The organism is Maribacter sp. 2-571, from assembly GCF_050589625.1.
Classification (GTDB): Bacteria; Bacteroidota; Bacteroidia; order Flavobacteriales; family Flavobacteriaceae; genus Pelagihabitans.
On the sequence record NZ_JBNGOP010000013.1, the window covers coordinates 36461 to 60520 of the forward strand.

The window sequence follows — 24060 nt, forward strand, 5'->3', positions numbered from 1 at the left end:
AATCTCCATCACGTACCGCTCACCTTTCATTCTGAACTTATGCTAAAAGCGGTTTGAATCGATTGTGCTTGCTTTGCCGTGTTTGAACGAGGGATAATATACTAGGATAATCTTATAATGCATCCAGTGCATCAAAAAAGATTGAAGATAAAAAGGCAAGGACCGCAATGCTGCTTTTGTTCTTACCTGTTCAGGGCAAGGAATTTTCTAATGCCCAGCCCATGTTTCTAATTATGAATGTTATTTTTCAAATCGATAAAAAGTAGCGTTAGTATTAGGCCCAAACCAATTAAAGACAAAAACTCCATATTCTTCTTTTTTTGGCTTTAAAAAGAATTGTCATTTTTCAACAAAAGCCGTCACTTTTAGTGAATTCCTGCCCCTAAGAAACCTTTAGCTTTACCCTTACCGTTTTAGGCGATTATCACATACTATACGGTAGACCATACTACATATACAATACGGGTTACTTAACAAGGTTTGACAAGGAAGCGTTTCTCTTCCCTGCTCAAGCCCATTCCTTTAACATCTTTTTTCTGCTCAACGGCATACATAACCTCTAATAAAAATGTAACATGATGAAAGCTACCATTAAATTGATTTTAGAAGTAAGCACGTACTGCATGCTGATGCTCGGTATGTATGTTGGTTCGTCCCAACAGGTATCAACGGAGTACCGTACCATAGCCCAGGGATCCGGAGGTTTTGTCACCGGTTTGGACATTCACCCGACCGGAGCTCCAATGCTTTGCAGGACCGATGTTGGGGGAGCCTATCGTTGGAGTAATCGTGAGGACAAGTGGATAAACATCGTAACGCAACAATCACTAAAGGATTATGAACTAGGGTTTTTTGAATACGACGGGGTGGCCAGTATCGTATCGGCCCCATCGGACGGGAACCGTTTGTATATGGCTTTTGTAGACCGTTTGTTTTACAGTGATGATCAGGGGGATAACTGGAAAGTCGGTGCTACTTCTAAAGGGGCCATTCATATGGAGCCAAATGCCAGAGCGGGCCGGTTACAGGGGGAACGTTTGGCGGTAGATCCCAATAATAAAGATGTGGTGTACTTTGGAAGCAATAAGGATGGGCTTTTGGTTTCCAATAATGGGGGCAAAAATTGGACGGTGTTGAACGGTGTTCCCGTGGGGGCTCCGGAACCCATCGGAAGGGGACGTAACGATTTCCCGGGAATCGGGACAATCGTTTTTGATAAATCTTCCGGGACCAATGGTCAAGGAAGCACAAAACGGATCTATGTATCGGTTTGGGGAGAAGGAATTTTTCGAACCGACAATGCGGGAAACAGCTGGAGTAAAATGGCCGATTACAAAAAGGTAGAGGACGCCGAAATTTCCGATGACGGTACCTATCTGGTTTCAGAAGAAAAAAATCAAAAAGTGTTCCTTTTTAAAAACAAAGCTTGGTCCGAACTGACACCGCCTTTTGCAAGTGCCTTTCGGGAAGTGTTGATCAACCCCACGGATAGCGATCAAATGCTAGTCTTCAATCGCAACGGTTTCATTGGCAACACCATCCCTCGTAGTTTTATTACCAATGACGGCGGAGCCACATGGAAAAAGTTGTACATCGATAGGTTGAATACCCAAAATGATGTGCCGTATTTAAGTACGATAGCGTCAGCTTCTTTTGCGGAATTCGCTTGGGACCCGAACCGTGAACGAATTTGGGTATCCGAAGGTGTCGGGGTATGGTACTTTGATGATTACAACGATCCTGCTAAGGAAGGTTTGACATGGAACTCGCAGAGCAGGGGCATTTCGGAGTTGGTCGTAAACAAAATTGTGGTCCCCGAGGCCGGTAAACCGCTGATCGGCAATTGGGACCGTGCCGCATTAAAAATGGAGAATTTGGAGACCTATCCCGACCAATACGGGCCTACGGCAGAATTTAACACCGGATGGGATTTTGCCGTTTTTCCGGGAAATACGAATATTGTATATGGCATATTCGAAGCACAGGACAATAACAAACACACCGGCGTAAAGTATTCCGGTTACAGCGAAGATGCCGGTAGAACATGGACTCCCTTTAAGTTCAATACCTTTCCTTTTAATACAGAAGCCGTTAGTGGCGATGCCAAGCGCAACGTATATGGAAACATCATGGTTTCCTCCAAAGATAAGAACAAACTTATTTGGTGCACCGAAGAATTGGCGAAATGGGACGCGGACCGCTCAAAAAGGGTACCTGGAAAGTTTTTATATTCTCCAAATCGCGGTGCCGATTGGTATAACGTAAACACGCCCGAACCCGAAGACTCATGGAACGATCACTACTATTTTTATAAAAATGTACTTGCTGCCGATCCTGTTCAAGGAAACATTTTTTATGCCTATAACCACCGCAGTAATAAGCTATATCGCTCCACCGATTATGGGGAAAACTTTTCTCTACAGGGTTCGTTGCCCAATGAATCCGATGTTTCCTGTAAACTGAGGACGCATCCGACCAATTCGGGACATCTGTTTTTTTCGTACGGTTTTAACGCATATCAAAATTCCGATAACGGTATGCATCCGTTGTACGAGTCAACGGATGGGGGAGCGAACTGGACAGAAGTCAAGGGAACCGAAAAGGTAATCGACATTTCCTTCGGGGCGCCAAAACCGGGCACTACCGATAAAGCATGGTACATATATGGAAAGGTGAACGGGGAATACGGTGTGCACCGTTCTTTGGACCAAGGGGAGACCTTTGTTAAAGTAGGTACGCTCTATCCTTTTGGAATTACCAAAGGGCGAGCGATTTTTGCGGCGGACCCTTATATCTACGGACAGTTTTACATTGGATCTGCCGGAGCAGGAACTTGGGTAGGTACCACTAACGATGCCGATGGGGAAACCGAAACGGATACTATTTTAACCGCCGGAACTACTGCGCTAAGCTTTGATGCCAAAGGAGGTGAGCAACAGGTATCGATTACTTCCAATATCGATTGGACCCTTTTTGATAATAGGGGATTTATGCGCGTATCTCCAAAAAATGGTAGCGGCAATGGTACTATCACCGTTACTGCCGAACCTAATTTGGGAAAAGGGGACCGCTCGGGCAGCATCTTCATTTCCGGGGATGGGGTCCGACGCGAAATTAAGGTATCGCAATCGGGCGCTTCTGCGGGTGGTGGAGAAAATGGTACGTTACGGTTGGCGCCCAAAGATGATGCCTATGTCCGTTTTGGAAACTATACCGATACCAATTTTGGAGAGGAAGACAAATTGGTGGTACGCGACGCCTCGGTCTGGAGCAGGGAGTCGTATTTAAAATTTGATGTGGGCAAGCTGCCCGGCACTATTGAAAATGCGAAGCTCAGGCTCTATGTCAACAGAAATTCGGGAAACAATACAATGACCGTCGCGCAGATCAACGACCACTCGTGGTCCGAAACGACGATTACAGCCAAAAACGCCCCTGCTGCGGGTTCCGTTGTGGGTACTTTCACACCTAAAAAGATTGCCGCCTATATAGATGTTGATGTTACCGCGGCCATAGAGGCCTCAAAGGGACGCTTTGTTTCCCTAAAAATTTCAGGGGAAAATGGAAAATGGTTGGAATATGGTTCCAAAGAGGGTGATAAGGGCCCTGTTCTTATCCTAAAAACAGTGGGGAATACAGCGGCTGTGGTCTCGAATGTTGAGGTATCGGACGAAAAAGCACCGCTATTGTATCCAAATCCTTCAAAGGGTGTCTTCAAAATTGAAGGTCTTAACGAAGGCGAGATACTCACCATAGAAACGTTTTCGGGCGTTAGGGTTTATGAAACCAAGATAGCGAACACCAAAGGGGAAGAAATAGATGCATCGCATTTACCGGCCGGAGTTTATTTGGTGCAGGCTAGAAATAGCGGTACGGCATTTAAACTTATTATCTCAAAATAGTAAGGAAGCTTCTCGGTGTTGACTGCACCGCGTTGTTTTAAAATCTTTTGAAACAGGATTTTAGGTGGCAAGACTTTTTGATCTTGTCCCTTTTTTGTTGTGATATGGTCCGCTGGAAGTTCCTGGGCGGTTAAGAAGTCTTCTTTACAGGGATAACGGCAACAGTACTGTGTAAGAACGGTATAGATTCCTATCCCGGCAAGTAGGTGTCTACTTAACGTTTGCTACGTTCCTCCGGCAACAGATCGTTTTTAAACGGGTTTTTGGTAAACGGAAAAACGAGTTGTTTTAGAAACCCTTTTGGAAAGGTAGCATCGACCAAACCGGTTCCTTTGGGCCATTCGTTGCCCGGTAGATAGTAGGTACCAAAAATTTTGTCGATGAACGGGAATACCACTGCAAAATTGTTTCCGTAGTGCTCCGGCTCTTCGCAATGGTGCCAGTGGTGGTACTGCGGAGTGGTAATAATGTATTTTAAGAACCCGAAATTGATTCGGGTATTGGCATGGATCAACACCGCGTGTATGGCGATAAAAATAATATATACGTTAAAAGTCAAGGTGGAGAAACCCATAACGTATAACGGAATGTACGATACGCTTCGGGTAAAAAAGATGTCTATAAAATGGGTGCGCGAACCGGCCAACCAATCCATGTTTTCGGTAGAGTGGTGTATGGAGTGAAAACGCCATAGGTAGTGGTGCGAGTGAAAGAACCGATGTGCCCAATATTGAAACACATCCGTAATCAACAGTGCCAAGAACAATTCTAGGATAAAGGGAAGGTCCGAAACCCAGGTATGCACCTGATCTAAGTTCATCCATCCAAAAAAGGCCACTGCGGGTTTTTTGGTCAGCACCCCAAAGAGCTGAATGGCCAAATGGCTTATTCCAAAGTAAATGAGGTCGGTGCGCCATTCTTCATGAAATTTGGATTGTAATTTATTTTTAGGAAAAACCAGTTCTATCGGTACGAACAATACCGCCATGATCAATAGGTCCAGAATAAGCCAATCCAGACCAATGCTCCAATTTACTTTTTCTACGGCCCGCCCTTCGACCATTACTCCACCCAATACAACGGTAAGTACGCCGAGAGAGACCCCGATAACGGCATTTTTTTTGTTTTTGTTGAACAGCAGGCTTAACAATGCAAAAAGAAAGGTGGCAATGATGCCCCCCAACATGAGGTTTTCGGCCATTTCGGCGGTGTATACTTCTCGAAATTCCGGAGTGGTCAGCAGCTCTGGAAACTTGAAGCACAACAAGGCCCCTAAGGTAAGGCAACCAAGAAAAATGGAAATGGCTCCACTAATCCTGCCTTCGCCGATTTTCATACGGGTGGTTTGGTTTTTCATGGGATATTTTGGTTTGGATATGTTTATCTAACGTTACAACGGGGATTTTGGTGTATTGCCACGGTAAGGATTTGTTTAGGGTAAAAACGCTAAAATGCTCCTAAGACCATAAAGAAAGCAGAAAACCAAAACTTAAATTGGCGTCACTCGTGGGAGCTTGAGGGCCACCGACTTCTGTTAACGGCATTATTCCCCAAAAGCGACGTGAAAATATCGGGTTATCGTTTCTTTTTTATAGTGGATATCGAACTTTAGAATTTGTCCTTCATCAAGAGGTGCGGAAAGATCAATAATGCCATTTTCAGCACCGGCCAGCAGTTCAGGCGAATATAAGTTCCCGATAGCTTCGGAGTCGATATTTGTAAGTTGTTTTTCCCAATAGTCAAGCGGTATGGCATACCAAAAAAGGCCGATTTCTTTTTGATTTGACTTTTGATCATAAAGCGACCCGTTAATATAGATAGATGGTGTTTCCTTGTCCATGGAAGAGCCTTTGGCAAGCACGGCCAGATACAGATCTGTACCCGGGTTCCATTGTGCTCCGTTCGGCCCTCCGCCGTTCCGATGAAAAATGTTGGGTATGCTATCGGTGTTCAAAAGTACTTTTGATTTTTCGGTCAACCATTCTTCGATTTGAGCGCTGTCCCGAACAGTGGAATACTTGTCATCGAGCTTAAAAAAGCAAGAGGCTTTCAGGCTATGCCCCGGACCTTGGACATTTGTTGGTGGAGCTGGAATGTTTTCTTGCGCTTCGTTCTTTATTTTACAATTGATAAGAAGCGTTAAGCTGAAAAAAAGGATCAAGATCGGTCTCATTTATTCGAACGTGTTTGCGAGCTTTTGGGATACCGTCATATCCCAAAAAAATCAAATTATCCCATTTCACCGTTAAAATGGCAGTAGTTTTTTTCTCATATTGGTCCACCGCAATTTGCGGATATATTTCCCTTCTGCCTCAGAGACCAAAAACGCTGCGTTGTTCCGTTCGGCTTCCAGGTAGCCTTCCATATTATCGAAAAAAGCATTTTTTTTGCGTTGTTTCAAAGCCATCTTTAACGAAGCGATCAGTGTTATCAGATACCCATATCGCATGCCATACATGGCCTTGCCCTGTAGCAGTTTGGCTTTTTTATTGTACGCGTTGCCAACGGGCCTAAGGTGCTTTGCATGAAGGTTTTCGTCCGTATGTATTTCGTAGCCGTGGTACCGCGCCAGCAGTTCATCTACCGTGTCCCACCCCATTACCGATTTTAACCCGCCAATGTCCTTAAAACATCGTTTGGAATAGGCCTTAAAGGCTCCGCGCACATGGTCGTTGTTCATGGGATGGTTCCGTTTCCATATTCCTTTGGCGTCTTCCTCGTAAGCAAAACCGCCGGCGATACCAATATTGGGGTTGGCCCTAAACGCGAGGGCTATTTTTTCAAAGTAAGGGTCGGGCAAAACAATGTCGGCATCGAGCTTTACCAAAAAATCGTAGTCTTCATCCAGTAGGGCCAGCCCTTTTTTAAAGGCATTGACCACTTTACTGCCGGGCATGTGCAGGGTGTCGGAAGTCGTATTCAGTTTTGTGAAAAGGGAATGTTCGGATGTATAGGAGTCAATGATGTTTTCGGTTTCGTCGGTAGAATTGTCATTGACTATGATTACCCTTTTGGGGAGCAGGGTTTGCCGCAATAAGCTATCCAAGGTAAACGAAAGAAACTGTTGTTCGTTATGGGCGGGTATGACCACGTAATAGTTCATATTGTCCGTAATTCATAGGTTTCTTTCCCAGCTGACCTTGTGATGCCATCGTTCACGAAATAGCTGTGTTTTCGAACGGCTTTCCCCTTACTTTTTTTCTGCATAAACAATATAGTATCTGGGGGTAATGCTGCGCAACAAGGGGCGAATTCCAATTTTTCGCACCGGGTTGGTCCATTTCATCCGATCTTTGATTTCCCATCCCGCTTTTTCCAAGAGCCAATCGAACTGCCAATCTTCAAATTCGTGGTAGTGCCGGTCCCAAGGATCGGTTTTGCTCCTATAGGCCGAAGAAAACCAAAGTTTTAAGGGAATGCTCGCCACCAATTTTTCAGAAGGGATGTTTCGCAATACATTAAAGGGTGCTACCAAATGTTCAAAAATTTCGAAGGCCGTCGTTACGTCCGCCGCGGAGTTTTGAACGCTTTCGAAGGTGAGGTCTAGGTCTTCCCCGTTGGTATTGGTTACTTGAAACCCTTCGGCCGTCATAATTTTGGAAAAGGGGTTGGGTACTCCAAGATCTAGGATAGCTTCTTCGGTTCCAACGTGTTTTTTTAGAAAAGACAGGGTATTATGAAAACGCTTGCTCGGATAGGTTTGTTCGTACATGGATAGATGCCGCTTGACGTTATTTTGGTCCTGAAATTAAAAATTTGAAAAACAGGAACGGCTTTTTTTACGTCATACCTTATATACGATGGCATTTACGTTCATTCCCGCCCCTACACTGGCAAAGATAACAACATCTCCCTTGGAGACGGACTGATCGGCCAATTTTCCTTTGCGTACCATATCGAAAAGTGTCGGTACGGTGGCCACGGAGCTATTGCCGAGTTCATGGATGTTCATAGGCATGACATTATCAGGTGGTGTGGCTCCATAGCACTCATAAAAGCGCTTTAAGATGGCGATGTCCATTTTCTCGTTCGCTTGGTGGATGAATATTTTTTTAACGGCTTCTATTCCATACCCGCTTTTATCCAAACAGTCTTTCATGGCATGGGGAACATGGGTTACGGCAAATTCATAAATTTTCCGCCCGTACATTTTAATATATTTTGTCGGGTCGGCATTTTTGGAATACGATACATCGGAAAATAAGAAGTAGGCTTCCTCTTTGGCGAAAGTGGCCATTTCCTGTGCCAATATTTCACCACTTTGACCTGTGTTTGCCTCTAAGACCGCCGCGCCGGCGCCATCGGAATAGATCATACTGTCACGGTCGTGCGGATCGATTACGCGGGATAAGGTTTCCGCCCCGATCACCAAACATTTTTTGGCAATACCACTGTTAATGAACGACCGTGCTTGAATAAGTCCCTGAATCCATCCGGGACATCCGAAGAGCAGGTCGTATGCCACACACTTTGGATTTTGGATGCGCATCAAATGCTTTACCCTTGAGGCCAAGCTGGGCAGGGTATCGGATTGGGATACATCGTGGGCTACGTCCCCAAAGTTATGTGCCACGATGATGTAGTCCAGCGTTTCTTTATCCAGACCGGCATCCGCAATGGCCTTTTCACCCGCCAAAAAAGCAAGGTCGGAGGCGTTAAGGTGTTTTTCGGCGTACCGTCGTTCGACAATACCCGTAATGGCCTCGAATTTTTCGATTATCGTTCCATTGGGATGCTTAAAACCACTACCGTCCGAGTTAAGGAACCGATGGTTGGTAAAGGCGTTGTTCTGAACGGTAACGGTGGGGATATACGATCCGGTTCCGGTTATGGTCGTTTTCATAAAGAGGGAATGGTTAGCATTATCGCAATATACCAGCTTATCCCTATCATATTATGCGTGCATAATAAAATACTACGATGCCCAGCGCATATTTTTAAGCACCCAATAAATGGGAAAGGCCCCTGCATGTTCGCGCAAAGGCCTTTAAATAGGTGTAAATGCTTCTTTTTTAAGCTTCTACATATGCTTCTATGGGAGCACAGGTGCAGATTAAATTACGATCGCCATAAGCGTCGTCTACGCGTCGTACCGTAGGCCAAAATTTATTGTCGGCCACAAAAGGCAAGGGGAAAATGGCTTTTTCCCTGCTATATGGAAACTTCCATTTGTCGTTCGTAGCCATGGCCAAGGTGTGCGGTGCGTTCTTTAATACATTGTCCGGGTCACTGGCACTTGCCGCTTCAATTTCGCTTCTTATGGAAATCATGGCATTACAAAAACGGTCGAGTTCCGCTAAATTTTCACTTTCCGTGGGTTCGATCATCACGGTTCCGGCTACGGGAAAGGAAACGGTAGGGGCATGAAATCCGTAATCCATAAGCCGTTTTGCGATGTCCGTGACTTCAATACCATGCTGTTTAAAGGGCCTGCAATCCAAGATCATTTCGTGCGCCGCCCTTCCTTTTTCACCGGTATACAATACCTCATAGTGGCCGTTGAGACGATGTTTGATATAATTGGCGTTCAAAATGGCGATTTCGGTACTATGGCGCAAACCTTGCTCTCCTAGCATTTTAATGTATCCGTAGGAAATGAGGCAGGCAAGGGAGCTTCCCCAGGGAGCTGCCGAAATGGCGGAAATGGCTTGTTCCCCTCCGGTTTCGATAATCGGGTTGCCCGGTAAAAAGGGTACCAGTTGGGGTGCCACACAAATGGGACCTACACCGGGTCCGCCACCACCATGGGGAATGGCAAAAGTCTTATGTAGGTTCAAATGGCATACATCGGCACCGATGGTAGCAGGGTTGGTAAGACCTACCTGGGCGTTCATGTTCGCACCGTCCATATATACCTGGCCACCGTGGTCGTGGATCAATTGGGTGATCTTTTTTATGGAAGATTCGAAAACACCATGTGTAGAGGGGTAGGTGACCATAAGCGCAGCCAAATTGCTCGAATGTAATTGTACCTTTTCCTCAAGATCGGCCAGATCGATATTTCCCTTTTCGTCCGTTTTGGTGACCACTACTTTCATACCGGCCATAACGGCCGATGCCGGGTTGGTGCCATGGGCCGATGCGGGAATGATACAGATGTTTCGGTGTGCTTCGTTTCGGGATTCATGGTAGGCACGAATGGTCATCAGTCCTGCGTATTCCCCTTGGGCCCCGGAATTGGGTTGTAGGGAGGTTCCGGCAAAACCGGTTATTTCGTTGAGGTCTTTTTCCAGTTCCCGTAAAACGATTTGATATCCCTCGGCCTGCTCTAGGGGAACAAAAGGGTGAATGTTGCCCCACTGCGACCAGCTTAAAGGAAGCATTTCCGTAGCGGCATTTAATTTCATGGTGCAGCTGCCCAAAGAGATCATGGAATGGTTGAGCGCAAGATCTTTTCGTTCCAATTTTTTGATGTATCGCATCAATTCGGTTTCGGAATGGTAGGAATTGAATACCTCGTTTTCCATGAAAGGGGCAGCACGTTGTAATGTTTTTTCAATCGCGGTTTCGTTCAATAGCGCCGTTATGTGGTGTGGGGGTTTTTGTAACGCCTCCGAAAAAACGGCGACGATCTGCTGCAAATCTTCCAAGGTGGTCGCCTCGTTTACCGAAATGCTTACGGTATCTTCATCCACATAGAGGAAGTTGATTTTTTTTGCCAACGCTATCGGTTTCACTTTTTTCGCATCGGCTTTCACCAAAATGGTATCGAAATAGGAGCTGTTCATTTGATAGACGCCCGTTTTTTCAAGGGCGTCGGCAAGGGTACATGCGCTGGCGTGTACTTTTAAAGCAATATACTTTAGGCCTCTTGGACCATGGTACACCGCATACATGCCCGCCATAACCGCCAACAACACCTGGGCGGTACAAATGTTTGAAGTAGCCTTGTCCCTTTTAATGTGCTGTTCCCTTGTTTGTAGGGCCATGCGCAAGGCGGGTTTGCCATCGGTATCTTTGGTTATCCCGATGATGCGTCCGGGAATATTCCGTTTGTACGCTTCTTTTGTGGCAAAGAAAGCCGCATGCGGTCCTCCGTATCCCAAAGGTATTCCAAAACGCTGTGTAGTTCCCACAACAACATCGACGCCGAATTCCCCGGGAGGGGTTAGGAGTACCAAGCTCAAGATGTCCGCGGCAACGGCAACCTTGATGTCCTGTTCCTTTGCTTTGGCAACAAAGCTTTCGTAATCATGGACCTGTCCGTATTTGCCCGGATACTGTAAGAGCGCGCCATAAAATTCATCATTGAAATCGAACTCCCTATGGTCGCCGATAACCAATTCGATACCTATGGGCTTGGATCTTGTTCGGAGCAATGCCAAGGTCTGCGGCAAAATTTCTTCCGAAACAAAAAACTTCGTTACACCATTCTTTTTTTGTGGTCGCGAACGCACATCGAACAGCATGGTCATCGCTTCGGCCGCGGCCGTACTTTCGTCCAACAGGGAGGCATTGGCCAGTTCCATACCCGTAAGGTCGGTTACTACCGTTTGAAAATTGAGCAGTGCCTCCAAACGGCCCTGTGCAATTTCTGCCTGGTAAGGAGTATAAGCGGTGTACCAGCCCGGGTTTTCCAAAATGTTTCTTTTGATCACCGAGGGCGTCAGCGCTTTATGATACCCCAAGCCGATATAACTTTTAAAAACCGCGTTCTTTTCCGATAAACCTTGAAGGTGGTTCAAAAAGGAATGCTCGCTCATAGGACGGTCCAATTGCAATGGTCGTTTCAACCGAATTTCTTCCGGAATGGTCTCATGGATCAGTTGTTCCAGATCCGCCACCTGTATGGCATCGAGCATATGTCGATGGTCTTCTTCCCTAATACCGATATGGCGCAATGCAAACACGTCAGTTTTCATAAAGCGAGCTTTTAATTTGTTGTGCAAAATTAGGCATTAATTGGCTTTAAATAAACCGATTATCGACCAACTGCATCAAAGTTTTTAACCAAACCGGAGGGTTATAAACAGTTTGGCTATTTTTGTTTAATGAAGTGGCTGCAACGTGTTTTCGATTTCTATCTTGATGCCAGTATACACGTGGCTTTGGCAGTTTTTTCATTGGTAGGCTGTACTTGCGTTTTGTTCAACATTCCACTGCCAAAGGCCCTTGCTTTTTTTTTGTTTTTTGGGTCGATAGCCTGTTACAATTTCATGAAGTACGGTGTAGAGGCCGAAAAGTACTATAAGCTCGTAAATCGATACCACCGGAGTATTCAGATATTTAGTCTGTTTTGTTTGGGGATAGCCACATATTTCTGTTTTTATCTTGAGCGGGAAACCTGGCTGGGGCTACTGGTATTACTTGCCCTTACTGGACTGTATGCCATACCCATATTACCGGGAACCAAGAACCTGAGAAGTTGGGGCGGCATCAAAGTTTTTTTGGTAGCCTTGGTATGGGCGGGCGCTACGGTGGTGCTACCGATTATGGAGAGCTACATAGCTTGGTCATGGGACGCCAGCATTAGCGTTGTACAGCGTTTTTTATTGGTTTTCGTATTGTTGGTCCCTTTTGAAATACGCGACCTTGCGTATGATGGTACGGAACTGAGGACATTGCCCCAACGTTATGGGGTTCGGGGTGCCAAAAGGTTGGGTTTTATCGGGGCTTTTTTACTGGTCTTACTTTTGTTCGGAAAAGATACCGTGTCGCAAGTCGCCATTTTTGGGACAGCGGCCCTGACCCTAATGTTACTGTGCTGTCTGTTGGCCACGAGAAAAACGCAGCATCGGTATTTTGCCGCTTTCTTTGTTGAAGCGGTTCCGATTTGTTGGTACTTGGTACTTAGGGGAGCGGACTATTTTTTAGGCTAGCTTTTTTCCTTGATGGCGGCTTTCATCTGTTCTTTATCGTTATTGGAAAGGCCGTTGAGTTGTGCCTTATCGCAAAGCGAAGTCAGTTCGGTATTTTTTTTGGTAAACTCCGAACAATTTTTACACATGAATAGATGGTATCGCAATTGTAGTTTTTCTACAAAAGTGGCTTCGCGGTATTGGGTTTTGTTGCAAATTATCGCAGCTTTTTCACAGGAAATCATAAATTGAACCAGTTTTGGTTGAGGCAGCCCATCAAAGCCGTTCTGGCCCTATGGATCATTACCCACAAGTTTGACGGATTGATACCAAGTTCCTTACAGATATCTTCCGTACCGATACCCTGTATGGTTTTCATTTTAAATACCAGGGCCTGTTTTTTGGGAAGTTTGCCGATACAATCTTGAATGGCATTGCCCAATTCCTCGTTTTCAATGGTGTCGTTTTCCAGGGTACTAAAGGGGTCCGCCACTTGCTCTTCCAACCAATCCCCTTCGGAATCGTTGTTCCCGCCGTAACTCATGCGTACCTCTGCCTTGCCTTTTTTTGAATTGATCTTTCGGTAATAATCGATTACCTTACGTTTTAAGATAGCGATCAGCCAGGTCCTTTCGGCGGCATCGCCTTTGTAATTTTTGGCAGAGTTGAGTCCGGCAAAAAACGTTTCCTGTACCAGATCTTTTGCAATTTCCGCGTCGCTTACGCGGCCCACGGCATAATTGAAGAGGTAGTCGGCATAATTATCGACCCAATTGTCGGGATGTAGTTCGTGTGGAACCATAGTTGTTTTTCCTGGAATCAAATGTAATGGAATTTTCATGAATATCGTTACTTTTGAATGAAACTCGCGGTCGCCATGAGAGCTTTTTGCATATCGTTCTTACTGATGTTTGGAACCACTGTTGTTGCACAAATTTCGTCAAAACCTATCACAGAAGTTTCACAAAAAGAACTCGAAAGTGTTGTTTTGATCGATGTGCGCACTCCCGAGGAGTTTGCGGCGGGCCATTTGGAACACGCCAGGAACATCAATTGGTACGATGCTGATTTTGCCGCCCAAATGGCGACCGTTGATAAGGAAGAAACCATTTACTTGTACTGCAAAATGGGTGGCCGTAGCGCCAAGGCCCAAGAAAAATTAAAAGCGTTGGGGTATACTCATGTGGTGAACCTGGAAGGAGGCTACGCTTCTTACGAATTTTTCAGGAAAGAATAAAATTTTATAGGTAGCCTAAAGATTTTTTACTTAATTAATCTTGAGACCCTGTTACTCTGCCTCCCCAACCGGCATCACTATCCATAACCTCCGCCTGGACTTCGAATGAATAATTATAAGTGCCTGCGGAATAAGAAGGGGTTTCCTCGTTTACAATTGTATTGGCTTCTGTTGCAACGGCCTCGTAGTTGTCGCCATCAATAGTAAATCTAGTAAATACGATATTGTCTAAAGTGGCAGGTGCTCCTGGCTCTGATACAATGATTAAGAATGAGTTCACTGTAAAAGTAGCTGCGCTTCCAACAATGGTGACTGTACCACTAACGGTAAAGAAAGGATTGCCATTACCATCGTTGTATGATGTTTCATCACTAAACACTATTGAGTTAACCGCATTTACGGTGATGTTCACGGTAGCCGTATCAACCCCCCCGTTTCCGTCGCTGATGGTATAGGTAAAAGAATCGGGACCGGTATAGTTGGTACTAGGATTATAACTAACCGTGGTATTGCCTCCCAAAATCGTAGCGGTACCATTGGTCGGTTGTGTGACGGCGGTGATGGTTAAGGTGTCTCCGTCCAGATCTTCATCGTTTTCCAATACCGTGGCGATGAGTCCCGTATTGATATCGACATCATAGTTATCGTTCACGGCATTTGGAACGATGTTGGCCGGACTCACACCCGTAACCGTAACGGTAACGGTTGCAAGGTTCGAAGTGTTGCTACCGTCACTAATGGTATAATTGATGGTCGTATTTTGTGTTTCTCCGTCGTTTAGTGCGTCGAATTCACCGTTCGGGTCAAAGCTAAGGCTTCCGTTAGCGGCCACAATGAATAGCCCTCCATTGGTGCCGGTAACATTTGTTCCAACATTTCCGGAATTTCCGTTTACTTGGTTTACGGTCAGGGTCGCACCTTCGGGATCGGTGTCGGTACCATTTCCATTATTGCCCAGGACATTACCACTTGTCGTAGCATTTTCTGCGACGGAAAAGATGTCGTCTTGTGCTATAGGCGGATCGTTGGTGGGGGTTACCCCCGTGACAGTAACGGTTACGGTCGCCAAGTTTGAAGTATTCGTACCATCGGTAATGGTATAATTGACAGAAGTTGTTTGGGTTTCTCCGGTATTAAGTCCATCGAACTCTCCATTTGGATCAAAACTGAACGTGCCATTGGCGGTTACGGTAAACCTGCCGCCTAGCGTTCCTCCAATACTGGTTCCGATGTTTACTGCGCTTCCGTTTACCTGGTTTACCGTAATGGCAGCCCCCTCGGGATCGTTATCTGCACCATTGCCGTTGTCGTTAAATACGTTGCCGCTACCCGTCGCATTCTCGGCTACGGTAAAGGCGTCGTTCTGGGCTATAGGAGGGGCATTGCCAGCACCGACCCCTGTTACGGTCACGGTTACCGTAGCAAGGTTAGAGGTATTGGTACCGTCCGTAATGGTATAATTGACAGAAGTTGTTTGGGTCTCTCCGGTATTGAGTCCATCGAACTCCCCATTTGGATCAAAGCTTAGGCTTCCGTTGGCGGCCAGGTTGAATACTCCCCCATTGGTGCCGGCGACATTGGTTGCGACATTTCCGGCGTTTCCGTTAACTTGGTTTACCGTCAAGGTCGCTCCCTCTGGATCGGTATCGGTACCATTTCCATTATTGCCAAGGACATTACCACTTGCCGTTGCATTTTCCGCTACGGTAAAGGCATCATCTTGTGCCGTGGGAGCATCGTTGGCAGCGGACACTCCGGTCACCGTTACCGTAACGGTCGCAACATCGGTGCCTCCATTGCCATCGGTAATCCGATAGGTAACGGTAGTTTCTTGGCTCTCGCCTGCATTCAATGCATCAAAATTGCCATTCGGATCAAAGGTCAGACTACCTCCGGCATTAATGGTGAAAACTCCTCCGGTACTTCCGTTAACGGAAACGTCCACATTGGCGGGATTGTTGTTTACCCGGTCTACCGTCAATGGGTCGTCTTCGGCATCGCTATCGGGACCATTGCCGTTATCATTGAAAACACCTCTTGCCAATACATTGTTTTCCGCTACGGTAAATACATCGTCCTGGGCTATGGGCGCAGTGTTTGCCGCTGCGTTGACCCGGATTTCGACAGTATCGGTGGCCTCGTCCGTCGCATCGTCGGTAACTGTCAACATAAAAATATAGGTACCTTCGACCAAACCGCTAATTTGAGTGATTGCTGCACCCTGATCCGCTATTGTCGGCGTATTCGGTCCTGAAACCTGTTCCCATAAATAGAGCGTTATGTCACCGTCGTTGTCTTGGGAACCCGAACCATCCAAGGTTGCGGTATTTTCCGGTAAGTTTACCGTAATGTTATCACCGGCATCTGCGGTAGGAACCTGATTGGCGGGGCTAAGGCCATTAATGGTAATGATGACCAAGGCCGTTCCGGTTCCGCCATTTCCATCGCTGATACGGTAACTCAGTTCGGTTTGGATGGATTCTCCCTCGGTTAGGCCATCAAACTCCCCACCGGTCTCGAAATTTAAGGTACCATCACTTTCAATAATGAAAGACCCACCATTATTTCCTGGCGTTGTAACCCCTACCGCTAAGGGGGTGCCATCGACTCTATCTACAGTCAAAGGGTCGCCATCGGCGTCGGAGTCCACCCCGTTTCCATTGTCGGCCAATACGTTATTGCCCGTAAGCGAACCATTCTCATTTATTGTAAATATGTCGTTAACCGCCACCGGCGTTGTGTTCAGCGCACCGTTCACAAGTACTTCCACGACATCCGTAGCGGGAGCGTTATCATTGTCCCGTACGGTAAGCATGAACACATAATTGCCTTGGACAAGACCGTTAACCGTCGTTATCGGTGCCGTGGGAGTAACGATAACGGCAGTATTGGGTCCTGAAACCTGTTCCCATAAGTAACTTTCAACGGTTCCGTCGGAATCATCCGAGTTGCTTCCGTTCAATTGCGCTTCGTCGGTAGGTAGGGTTATCGTGATGTCTTCCCCGGCATCGGCATCAGGGGCTTGGTTCGCAGGTGATATTCCAGCGACGGTAACAAAAATGGTCGCAGTGGCCACTCCACCATTATTATCGTTGATACGATAGGTGATGTTGGTTTGTCGTGTTTCCCCATCCAGCAGGTCATCAAAAGCATCATTTGGATCAAAGTTCAGGGCGCCATTGGCCGCTAAGGTAAATAGGCCACCTTCCGAGCCGGTTACGGGGTTTCCTATATTCGTTGCGTTTCCGTTTACCCTATCGACTATCAGCGGGTTTCCATCCGTATCGTTGTCGGGACCGTTGCCGTTGTCCACCAAAACATTTTCGGTAAGCGTTCCGTTTTCGGCAACCGTAAATACGTCGTCTTGTGCCGTTGGGTCTGCATTGGGTTGCGTATTTATGGTTACGGTAACCGTGGCGGTAGCATTGTTTCCGGGAACACCGTCGTTAATGGTATAGGAAAAAGAGGCCGTTCCCTCAAAATCCGTGGCTGCGGTAAATCGTATTTGGTTTCCGACGATTTCTGCATTTCCGGCAGCGGTAGGGGAAATGTCTCCAATAGTGATAATACTTAATTCTGCATCTGGGGTATCAGCATCCGTGTCATTGCCCAAAACGTCAATGTCGGTCGACGCTCCCTGTTGTACGATTCCTGTATCGTCCGAAGCTGTTGGCGCCTGATTTGCTGCCACAACAACGCTTACCGTCCAAATTTGTTCCTCGCCATTTTCTGCGGTAACTACATATTCGACCACTTCCGCAAAATCCTGCACCGCATTTTCAGCAGGGTCGATCGTTGCGCCCGGGGAAACGGTCAATACGTTTGGTGCCAAATTAAGTTCGGTACCGTCGGGTACATTGACGATTACGGTATGCTCGGCCTCGTTGATGTCCGAACCGTTCTGGCCCGCTAAAGAAAATGTGGTAATGTCATTTCCATTCTGACCTATTGGTGGAATCAGCAGTTCAATATCGTCCGAAACGGTGGGGTCGGAAACGGAAGTTGCGGTGATTACCACAACACCCATGGCAACGCCGGTGACCAAACCGTTTTCATCAACGGTAGCAATATCCGTATCACCGGAGGACCATACCACGGTGTTATCGGTGGCGTCGGTCGGCAATACAGTGGCTACGAGTTGTCGTGTAATACCGGAATCCGTGGCATCTTCTTGGGCGACACTAATCGATGTTACCGCTATAGTCGGGGCGGGGACTACGGTGACCAAAACGGTGGCAATGGCCTCAGGATTGTCAATTGAAGTGACCGTAACCAGAGCGGTACCTTCAGCATTTGCCGTAAAAACGCCATTAGGGTCGACAGATAGTATGGTATCGTCCTCAGAACTCCAACTCACCGCTTGGTCGGTAGCATTGGATGGTTCAAAAATGACCGGGCATTCCAAGGTTTCGCCGACTTGCATTTCAATTCCTTCTTCCTTGTCCAAGTCAAGAGCGGTTACCGGTATGGTTTCTACGACCTGCAAGGAGAGGGTGGCGGTAAGCTCTTGTCCGTTACTGTCCCGTAACAGCGCTTCTAAAGTAAAAGGTCCCAGTGCCGTGGGAAGTAACGAAAAGTCATAAGTGCCGGGTAGTATGGTGGTATACTCGTCAAGCAAGAGCGTTTCGTTCTCCGGTAATCGAGCAAGGGATCCTTCCCCTTCGGTTATACGGTATAGCGCTTCATAAGTAGTCCCGGTATCCAGCCCGTTAGTATTTAGGGTTACGGTCAAAGGGGTAATTTCCTCAAGTTCAATTTGGGTTTCCCCACTTGTTACCGTCCAAGTGACAGGGACATTTTCTAAGGCGTAATTGATTTCTATTTCTTCTGAAAAGCCAAAACTGTCGGTTATCGTTATGGTCACCGCATGTTCGCCGATGTCCGTCCCAATATAGTTCAGGGACACCGATAATTCTTCTACCGGTATTGCCTCTCCGGGATCGAACAAAACGTTATCGGAAGTTTCAAAGCGACCGTTGCCTTGATTGGACGAGTAGCGTAGGGTATATTCCAAATCGTCCAACATCGCTTCCGGAACAATGGTGATTATCGTGTTCAAAGGTTCGTTAACGAACCCTTCGGAAGCATGTTGCTTGGATAGTTCAAACTCGACTTCCGTAAAAACGGTGACCTCTTTGGTGCAGGAAATCACCAAAATGAACATCAACAAAAAGCGCCAAATCCTTTGCCATAAAGTCTGGTAAACGCATTGCTGTTTGCTTTGTTCGGTCATTTGGATCGGGTACTAGTGCCAAATTTGTTCAAGGAAACGGAAATGGTTCATACTGATGTAAATTAATATGAAACACACCCTTGAATTGAAATCGAGTTTGGTGGGTCAAAAATAATATTATTCCTATCAAATTCGATAGTCCAAACTTTTAAACGTCAAAAAAATAGCTGAACGGTGATTCCCAAACGCCTATGGGGTTTACGATATTGACTTCTTACTATAATATCGCTGTTTTTGAAAGGGGATTTTTGTTCCTGACCAACCATAATACCATTTGAATATAGGTGGCTTTTGGTAAAGATAATTGTGGTTCACACACTGCTTTTCAAGGCAGTTTCCAAGGTGTCGTGATGGAACACAAAACCATGTTCCAGTAAGAGCCCGGGGATTACGTTCCTGCTTTTTAACACCAGTTCCGTTTCCGTACATATGATACGGGCGCCGATTTCCAATAAAAGTTTAGGCAAGGGAAAACCAAATGGGAAACCGACCGCTTTTCGCACTTTTCGCATCAACTCGGCATTGGTTACCGGTTTTGGGGATACTATGTTTACCGGTCCGCTGAGGTTTGGGCTGTCGATCAAGAATTCGAGACCCCGAACAAAGTCGTGGATATGGATCCAGCTGAATTTTTGATTTCCAGGGCCTTGCCTGCCTCCAAAACCAATTTTTGCCAGGTTCTTGATGGGGACAAGGGCACCACCGTTGCCGCCTAGAACAATACTGGTGCGGAGGGCCACTTTTCTGGTCCGTGGTGTTTGTTGCGAAAAAAAAGCTGTCTCCCAAGCCTTTGCCACTTCAACGGAGAAACCTTCTCCTATTTCGCCGGAACGTTCGTCCATCTCCATGTTTAGGGAATGACGGTAAATTGTCGCGGTCGAGGAATTGAGCCATACTTGTGGCGGATTTTTTGCCATGCCAATGGCCGCACCCAAAACTTTTGTGCTGTTGATCCTAGAATTTAGGATGACTTTTTTATTGGTTTCGGTATAACGGCAGTCCACGGAACGCCCCGTCATATTAATGAGAGTATGACAGTCATTCAAATGTGCACGCCATGGGCCGAGCTGCTCAGCGTCCCATTGTACATAGTGAACGTTTCCAAGGGTCGGCCGTTTTTTACGGCTCAAGACGACAATAGTATCATATTTGGTGCTGAAATATGCAACACACGCTTTTCCCAAGTAACCTGTACCTCCGGCGATGACGAGCTTTTTCATTTGTTTAAATTTTTGCAGTCTACGGAAAATGAGGAAACTAAACGTTTCTGCTCATTTCATAGTATTATTTTTTACAGGTAATCATATAATAACCAAAGCTTTTCATATGCAGTCCCGATAATAAGGCGTAAAACGAACCTTTTAAATTATGAAGGCTTTCTTTTTTTAGGGTACCGTTCCCGAGCAATTTTTTCAGTATAAATCCAGAGATGGCGAAAGGAACGTGTAATACCGAGGGGGCTACCCGGAAAGAAATATCTTCCACGGAAACATCGGTAAAACCGATTTCCTTCAGCTGTTCGGTAACCCTTTGGATGGTTCCCAACTGTTCAAGACTCCAATGATCACATAACTTCCGATAGGACAAACGGCTCCCAAAACAAAATTCATCTGGTTCCTTTTTAAGAAACGCATCGGCGACGACCAACCGACCTCCAGGTTTGAGAATGCGATATGCTTCTTCAAAGGCGTTTTTGCCATGTCCGCAATGGCAAAAACTTTCAATGGCGAGGGCGCCGTCAAAACTGTTCGAGGCGAATGAAGTACGGTTGAAATTTTCTTTCAAAATACTACCCTTTAAGCCCTTTAGGAGTTTGTTGCCTTCCAATTGCTGAAATTCGGAAAGGGTAACCCCGAATGCACTGAGCTTTGAATTTTGGCCCAGTACATAACGCATGGTGCCCCCCATGCCACAGCCAAGATCGATCAATGTCCCTTTTTTCTTTTGTAGCCCGAGTCGTAGCAGTACCTGGCGGTTCATTTCGTTTAGCATGCTATCCCTTTTAAAAATGGAGGTTCGACCACCATGGAAATAGCCAAAATGCATGTTAAAATCCTTGCTCCAAAAGGCGTAGTCTTCCGTTGCCTCATTGTAAAAGTCGATTAGATCCAAGGTATTCTTACTGTCCTGTTGGAGGTTTATTTGATCGGATGCATATACGGATAACGTTTTCATGATCATCGATTTTAAAGGTTTATATATAGGCTAAGATTCAAGATCAAAAGCCATGTGTACACCAAGGCAAAAAGTGTAAATAGGGCGTTCATAAAGTAACTGCCGATTTTGAACAACATTTTTTTTGGGATTTCATACATCGGATAGTAGGCAATTTGTGTGGCGACCTTACCTACCCAATAAGCAGCGATCAAACCCGAAAGTGCAACGGCAAGTGCGGTGCCGTTTTGAAGTTCCATGGGCAAAAGCAATGCAATGAGCCCAAAGGAAAAGTTCAATCCCTGAATGTAACGGCCATAGGTTTTCGCAATTTCTTGGTTCAATGGTCGTAATTGCTTTACATCGGTATACCAATCGAATACCCGGTGCCGGATATATGGGTAAATAAGGGCAGTGAATATTTGGCCCAAGCCTCCGGTAATGATAAGCCATTGTGGTACATTGTAGTTCATAATATTATCTTTTTTGTTTTGTTTTTGGCACGAATGGTCAAGTACACGAAGTAGGTGGCGGTCATTAACGGCATTAGGTGATACTGTAAATCCGTAAACTTAAAATACGTTGTAGCCACAACGACACTGATAAAAGAGAACAGCCAATAGAAAAGTAACAGTTTTACAATTTCCTGACTTTTTGTACGGTTGAAAACTTGGAGGGATAGCAGTATTTGTACGAACCCCAAAATAATGTTTATGGTACCGTCCACCATTATCGTAAAGATCACGCATGTAATGTAAAGTAGGGCGTTGCCGTAGTGTATGGTTTTCATGTTTCAGTTATTTTAAACTTTCAGAAAATATTGAAAGTAATATTTAAATTTTTTTATTTTATGAATTTAAATAACGACTTTGTCAACCAATTTTGTTTTTGGTTCACAAGTTTACCCAACATACTATCTGCCGTATGTGCAAGATCATGTAAGGCTTTGGTCTGTTTTATAAATTCTTTGGTTGCGGCCGTGCCATCATCTTTAATACTGCTGACCTCTTCCAAGGTTTTGATTACGGGCTGAATTTCCCTTCTGCTTCTTTCCTGTGCAATGATCTGTGCCAATTCCTGTACATCCTTTTCCGTACTGAAGTACTCCCGTCGCTCTCCGGGAACCAATTCTTTACTGACAATGCCCCAATCGATTAGCTGCCTAACGTTCATGCTGGTATTCCCTCTTGAGATTTTGAGCTCCTCCATAATTTCTTCCGTGGATAGCGGTTTGGTCGACACGAACAGTAACGCCTGTATCTGTGCCATTGCTTTGTTAATGCCCCAAAGTGTACCCAAGCTCCCCCAGGTGCTAATGAATTTTTCTTTTGCTTGTTGCATTTCCATGGTACAAATATATTAATATTTTTAAACTTTCAAAAATTATTGAAAGTTATTTTTTGATGTTGTCATGTAGCCGACTCCCTCCCTAAGCAAAAAAAACGAAGGTTTCCTGAACGTTTTGTACTGCACCAAAAGATAAAGATAGATTGCTGCTGTGTAACCCAAATTACGGTTTGGATGCCGCCCATGATCGGATTTTTACGATGCATTGCGGTTAGCGCAATACTGATTTTAACTACTACATGCCCGCTTTGGGCGCGCAACAATAATTGTCGGAATTTGTAGTTTTCTAAATGTCCCAACACCCTAAAATGTAGGTAAATGCATTTCCCTGAAAAAGGGGTGAAAGGTATGAAGCCCCGTCGTTAGCTTGCGGTGTGTAAAAACGGATAAGATGTCGAACCCCTTTAAGAAGATTGTCAAAAATGCCGAAACTTCCAAAAGCACCATGTACGTGCAGGAAGATCGGACCGTTGCCAAAGTGAGCGTTAAAAGTTGCGATAGCTGTGGTGCACCGCGCCCAAAGAATACAAATTTGGTACGCTGCGACTATTGTCGACAGCCATTTATGAACGATGTTCCTTCAATCAAAAGCGATACCTGATATGAACACGCAAACTGACTTGATCGTCCGTTGGGATACCTTTCTCGAAAAAATAAGCACGCGATTTCAAGAGTCCTTGAAACATGCCGAAACCGCCTGTTCCGAACAGTTGGTGGAAACGGACTATGAATATGAAACGGTGTTTCGATCCTGGCAGGGTATGAAGGCCCAGATATATGAATTGATTCGCAAAATAGATACGGTTTGGGATGGCAAGGTAATGCCCGAGATGCGGGCAATGGGCGATTTTTATACCGATGAGGCCGCAAAAGGATCACAATTGAACGATAGTCTGACCGAAACCCTTTTCGGCTTCGAACGCCAACTTGAAGGAAAACTGTCGCGAGCATATTACGACCACGCCATCCAAAGTGCCGATAAGAAATCGTTATGTACGCAATGCGACGCCAAACTTGCGATACGAAAAGATATTTTTAGGGCACAATACATTAGCTGTCCGTACTGCAACACGGTCAATACCATTGAACCCGACACAAAATTCGTGAAACTGGGCTGGGGCATCATCGATAACATTGCCGCTATGAATTGCCAAAAGGAGTATGCCGCAATGGAAAATGCATTGTCCGCGTTACACGCGCTTCGAAAGTCGGAAAGGGGAGTAGCAGAGTGGGCATCCTACGAAAATGCCTATTTCCGTTATTGGGAAAAGTATTTTCAAGAGCGTATTGTCTTGAATGCGGATGCAAAGGAACGGTACGTGGCCGATATGGAACGCAAGCGAAAAGAATTTGAAAACTATAAGGAAATACAAACAAAATAAGAGCATT

Annotated in this window: 19 protein-coding genes; 5 read left to right on the forward strand and 14 right to left on the reverse strand. The window is 45.7% G+C overall.

The genetic code is table 11. From position 1 onward, the window contains the following. Positions 1 to 575 precede the first annotated feature (575 nt). Positions 576 to 3902 carry a DUF7594 domain-containing protein gene (locus tag ACRD7P_RS10925; RefSeq protein ID WP_430907633.1) on the forward strand — a complete coding sequence of 1109 codons (3327 nt, stop codon included), beginning with the start codon at positions 576 to 578 and terminating at the stop codon, positions 3900 to 3902. Positions 3903 to 4116: 214 nt separating this feature from the next. Here ACRD7P_RS10925 and ACRD7P_RS10930 read toward each other — a convergent pair whose 3' ends face one another. The 6 genes from ACRD7P_RS10930 to gcvP form a co-directional block, all read right to left on the reverse strand. Next, on the reverse strand, positions 4117 to 5259 hold the full coding sequence (locus ACRD7P_RS10930; protein WP_430907634.1) for a sterol desaturase family protein: 1143 nt from the start codon (positions 5257 to 5259) through the stop codon (positions 4117 to 4119). Positions 5260 to 5445: 186 nt separating this feature from the next. Beyond that, positions 5446 to 6075 (reverse strand): hypothetical protein, encoded by a 630-nt coding sequence (locus ACRD7P_RS10935; RefSeq protein ID WP_430907636.1) that lies wholly within the window; start codon positions 6073 to 6075, stop codon positions 5446 to 5448. 72 nt (positions 6076 to 6147) lie between these two features. Next, positions 6148 to 7005, reverse strand: coding sequence for a glycosyltransferase family 2 protein (locus tag ACRD7P_RS10940; RefSeq protein ID WP_430907637.1), 858 nt, complete (start codon positions 7003 to 7005; stop codon positions 6148 to 6150). Positions 7006 to 7092: 87 nt separating this feature from the next. Continuing rightward, positions 7093 to 7614: a methyltransferase gene (locus tag ACRD7P_RS10945; protein WP_430907638.1), complete on the reverse strand. Its 522-nt coding sequence runs from the start codon at positions 7612 to 7614 to the stop codon at positions 7093 to 7095. A 72-nt stretch (positions 7615 to 7686) separates the two neighbouring features. Continuing rightward, positions 7687 to 8745, reverse strand: a complete 1059-nt coding sequence (locus ACRD7P_RS10950; RefSeq protein WP_430907640.1) for a 3-oxoacyl-ACP synthase III family protein — start codon at positions 8743 to 8745, stop codon at positions 7687 to 7689. A gap of 169 nt (positions 8746 to 8914) precedes the next feature. After that, entirely contained in the window at positions 8915 to 11764 is a 2850-nt protein-coding gene (gene gcvP / locus ACRD7P_RS10955) for an aminomethyl-transferring glycine dehydrogenase (protein WP_430907642.1), read from the reverse strand. Between the two features lie 294 nt (positions 11765 to 12058). Here gcvP and ACRD7P_RS10960 point away from each other — a divergent pair, with 294 nt between their 5' ends. Continuing rightward, a complete protein-coding gene (locus ACRD7P_RS10960) occupies positions 12059 to 12721 on the forward strand; it encodes a hypothetical protein (protein WP_430907643.1) in 663 nt (220 codons plus the stop codon). Here ACRD7P_RS10960 and ACRD7P_RS10965 read toward each other — a convergent pair. Together ACRD7P_RS10965 and ACRD7P_RS10970 are read right to left on the reverse strand one after the other, a co-directional pair. Further along, a complete protein-coding gene (locus ACRD7P_RS10965; protein WP_430907644.1) occupies positions 12718 to 12849 on the reverse strand; it encodes a hypothetical protein in 132 nt (43 codons plus the stop codon). The two genes, ACRD7P_RS10960 and ACRD7P_RS10965, sit on opposite strands and share 4 nt — an antisense overlap. A 92-nt stretch (positions 12850 to 12941) precedes the next feature. Further along, positions 12942 to 13502, reverse strand: coding sequence for a sigma-70 family RNA polymerase sigma factor (locus ACRD7P_RS10970; RefSeq protein ID WP_430907730.1), 561 nt, complete (start codon positions 13500 to 13502; stop codon positions 12942 to 12944). A 75-nt stretch (positions 13503 to 13577) separates the two neighbouring features. Here ACRD7P_RS10970 and ACRD7P_RS10975 point away from each other — a divergent pair, with 75 nt between their 5' ends. Beyond that, a complete protein-coding gene (locus ACRD7P_RS10975) occupies positions 13578 to 13937 on the forward strand; it encodes a rhodanese-like domain-containing protein (RefSeq protein WP_430907645.1) in 360 nt (119 codons plus the stop codon). A 34-nt stretch (positions 13938 to 13971) separates the two neighbouring features. On the opposite strand, the gene ACRD7P_RS10980 is transcribed toward ACRD7P_RS10975, so the two are convergent. The 6 genes from ACRD7P_RS10980 to ACRD7P_RS11005 all read right to left on the reverse strand — a co-directional run bounded on the left by ACRD7P_RS10980 (position 13972) and on the right by ACRD7P_RS11005 (position 22671). Then, positions 13972 to 19170, reverse strand: coding sequence for an Ig-like domain-containing protein (locus ACRD7P_RS10980; RefSeq protein WP_430907646.1), 5199 nt, complete (start codon positions 19168 to 19170; stop codon positions 13972 to 13974). A 311-nt stretch (positions 19171 to 19481) separates the two neighbouring features. Then, a complete protein-coding gene (locus ACRD7P_RS10985; RefSeq protein ID WP_430907647.1) occupies positions 19482 to 20390 on the reverse strand; it encodes a TIGR01777 family oxidoreductase in 909 nt (302 codons plus the stop codon). Positions 20391 to 20454: 64 nt separating this feature from the next. Continuing rightward, positions 20455 to 21345 carry a methyltransferase domain-containing protein gene (locus ACRD7P_RS10990; RefSeq protein WP_430907648.1) on the reverse strand — a complete coding sequence of 297 codons (891 nt, stop codon included), beginning with the start codon at positions 21343 to 21345 and terminating at the stop codon, positions 20455 to 20457. Positions 21346 to 21356: 11 nt separating this feature from the next. Further along, a complete protein-coding gene (locus tag ACRD7P_RS10995) occupies positions 21357 to 21797 on the reverse strand; it encodes a hypothetical protein (protein ID WP_430907650.1) in 441 nt (146 codons plus the stop codon). Beyond that, the gene (locus tag ACRD7P_RS11000; protein WP_430907651.1) at positions 21794 to 22114 is read right to left on the reverse strand and encodes a hypothetical protein; all 321 of its coding nucleotides are present in this window, start codon (positions 22112 to 22114) and stop codon (positions 21794 to 21796) included. Before ACRD7P_RS11000 ends, ACRD7P_RS10995 begins: the two co-directional genes overlap by 4 nt. A 53-nt stretch (positions 22115 to 22167) precedes the next feature. Beyond that, positions 22168 to 22671: a GbsR/MarR family transcriptional regulator gene (locus ACRD7P_RS11005; protein WP_430907652.1), complete on the reverse strand. Its 504-nt coding sequence runs from the start codon at positions 22669 to 22671 to the stop codon at positions 22168 to 22170. A gap of 391 nt (positions 22672 to 23062) precedes the next feature. Here ACRD7P_RS11005 and ACRD7P_RS11010 point away from each other — a divergent pair, with 391 nt between their 5' ends. Both ACRD7P_RS11010 and ACRD7P_RS11015 read left to right on the forward strand, forming a co-directional pair. Beyond that, entirely contained in the window at positions 23063 to 23272 is a 210-nt protein-coding gene (locus ACRD7P_RS11010; RefSeq protein ID WP_430907653.1) for a hypothetical protein, read from the forward strand. Position 23273: 1 nt separating this feature from the next. After that, the gene (locus ACRD7P_RS11015; RefSeq protein WP_430907654.1) at positions 23274 to 24053 is read left to right on the forward strand and encodes a hypothetical protein; all 780 of its coding nucleotides are present in this window, start codon (positions 23274 to 23276) and stop codon (positions 24051 to 24053) included. Positions 24054 to 24060: the final 7 nt, after the last annotated feature.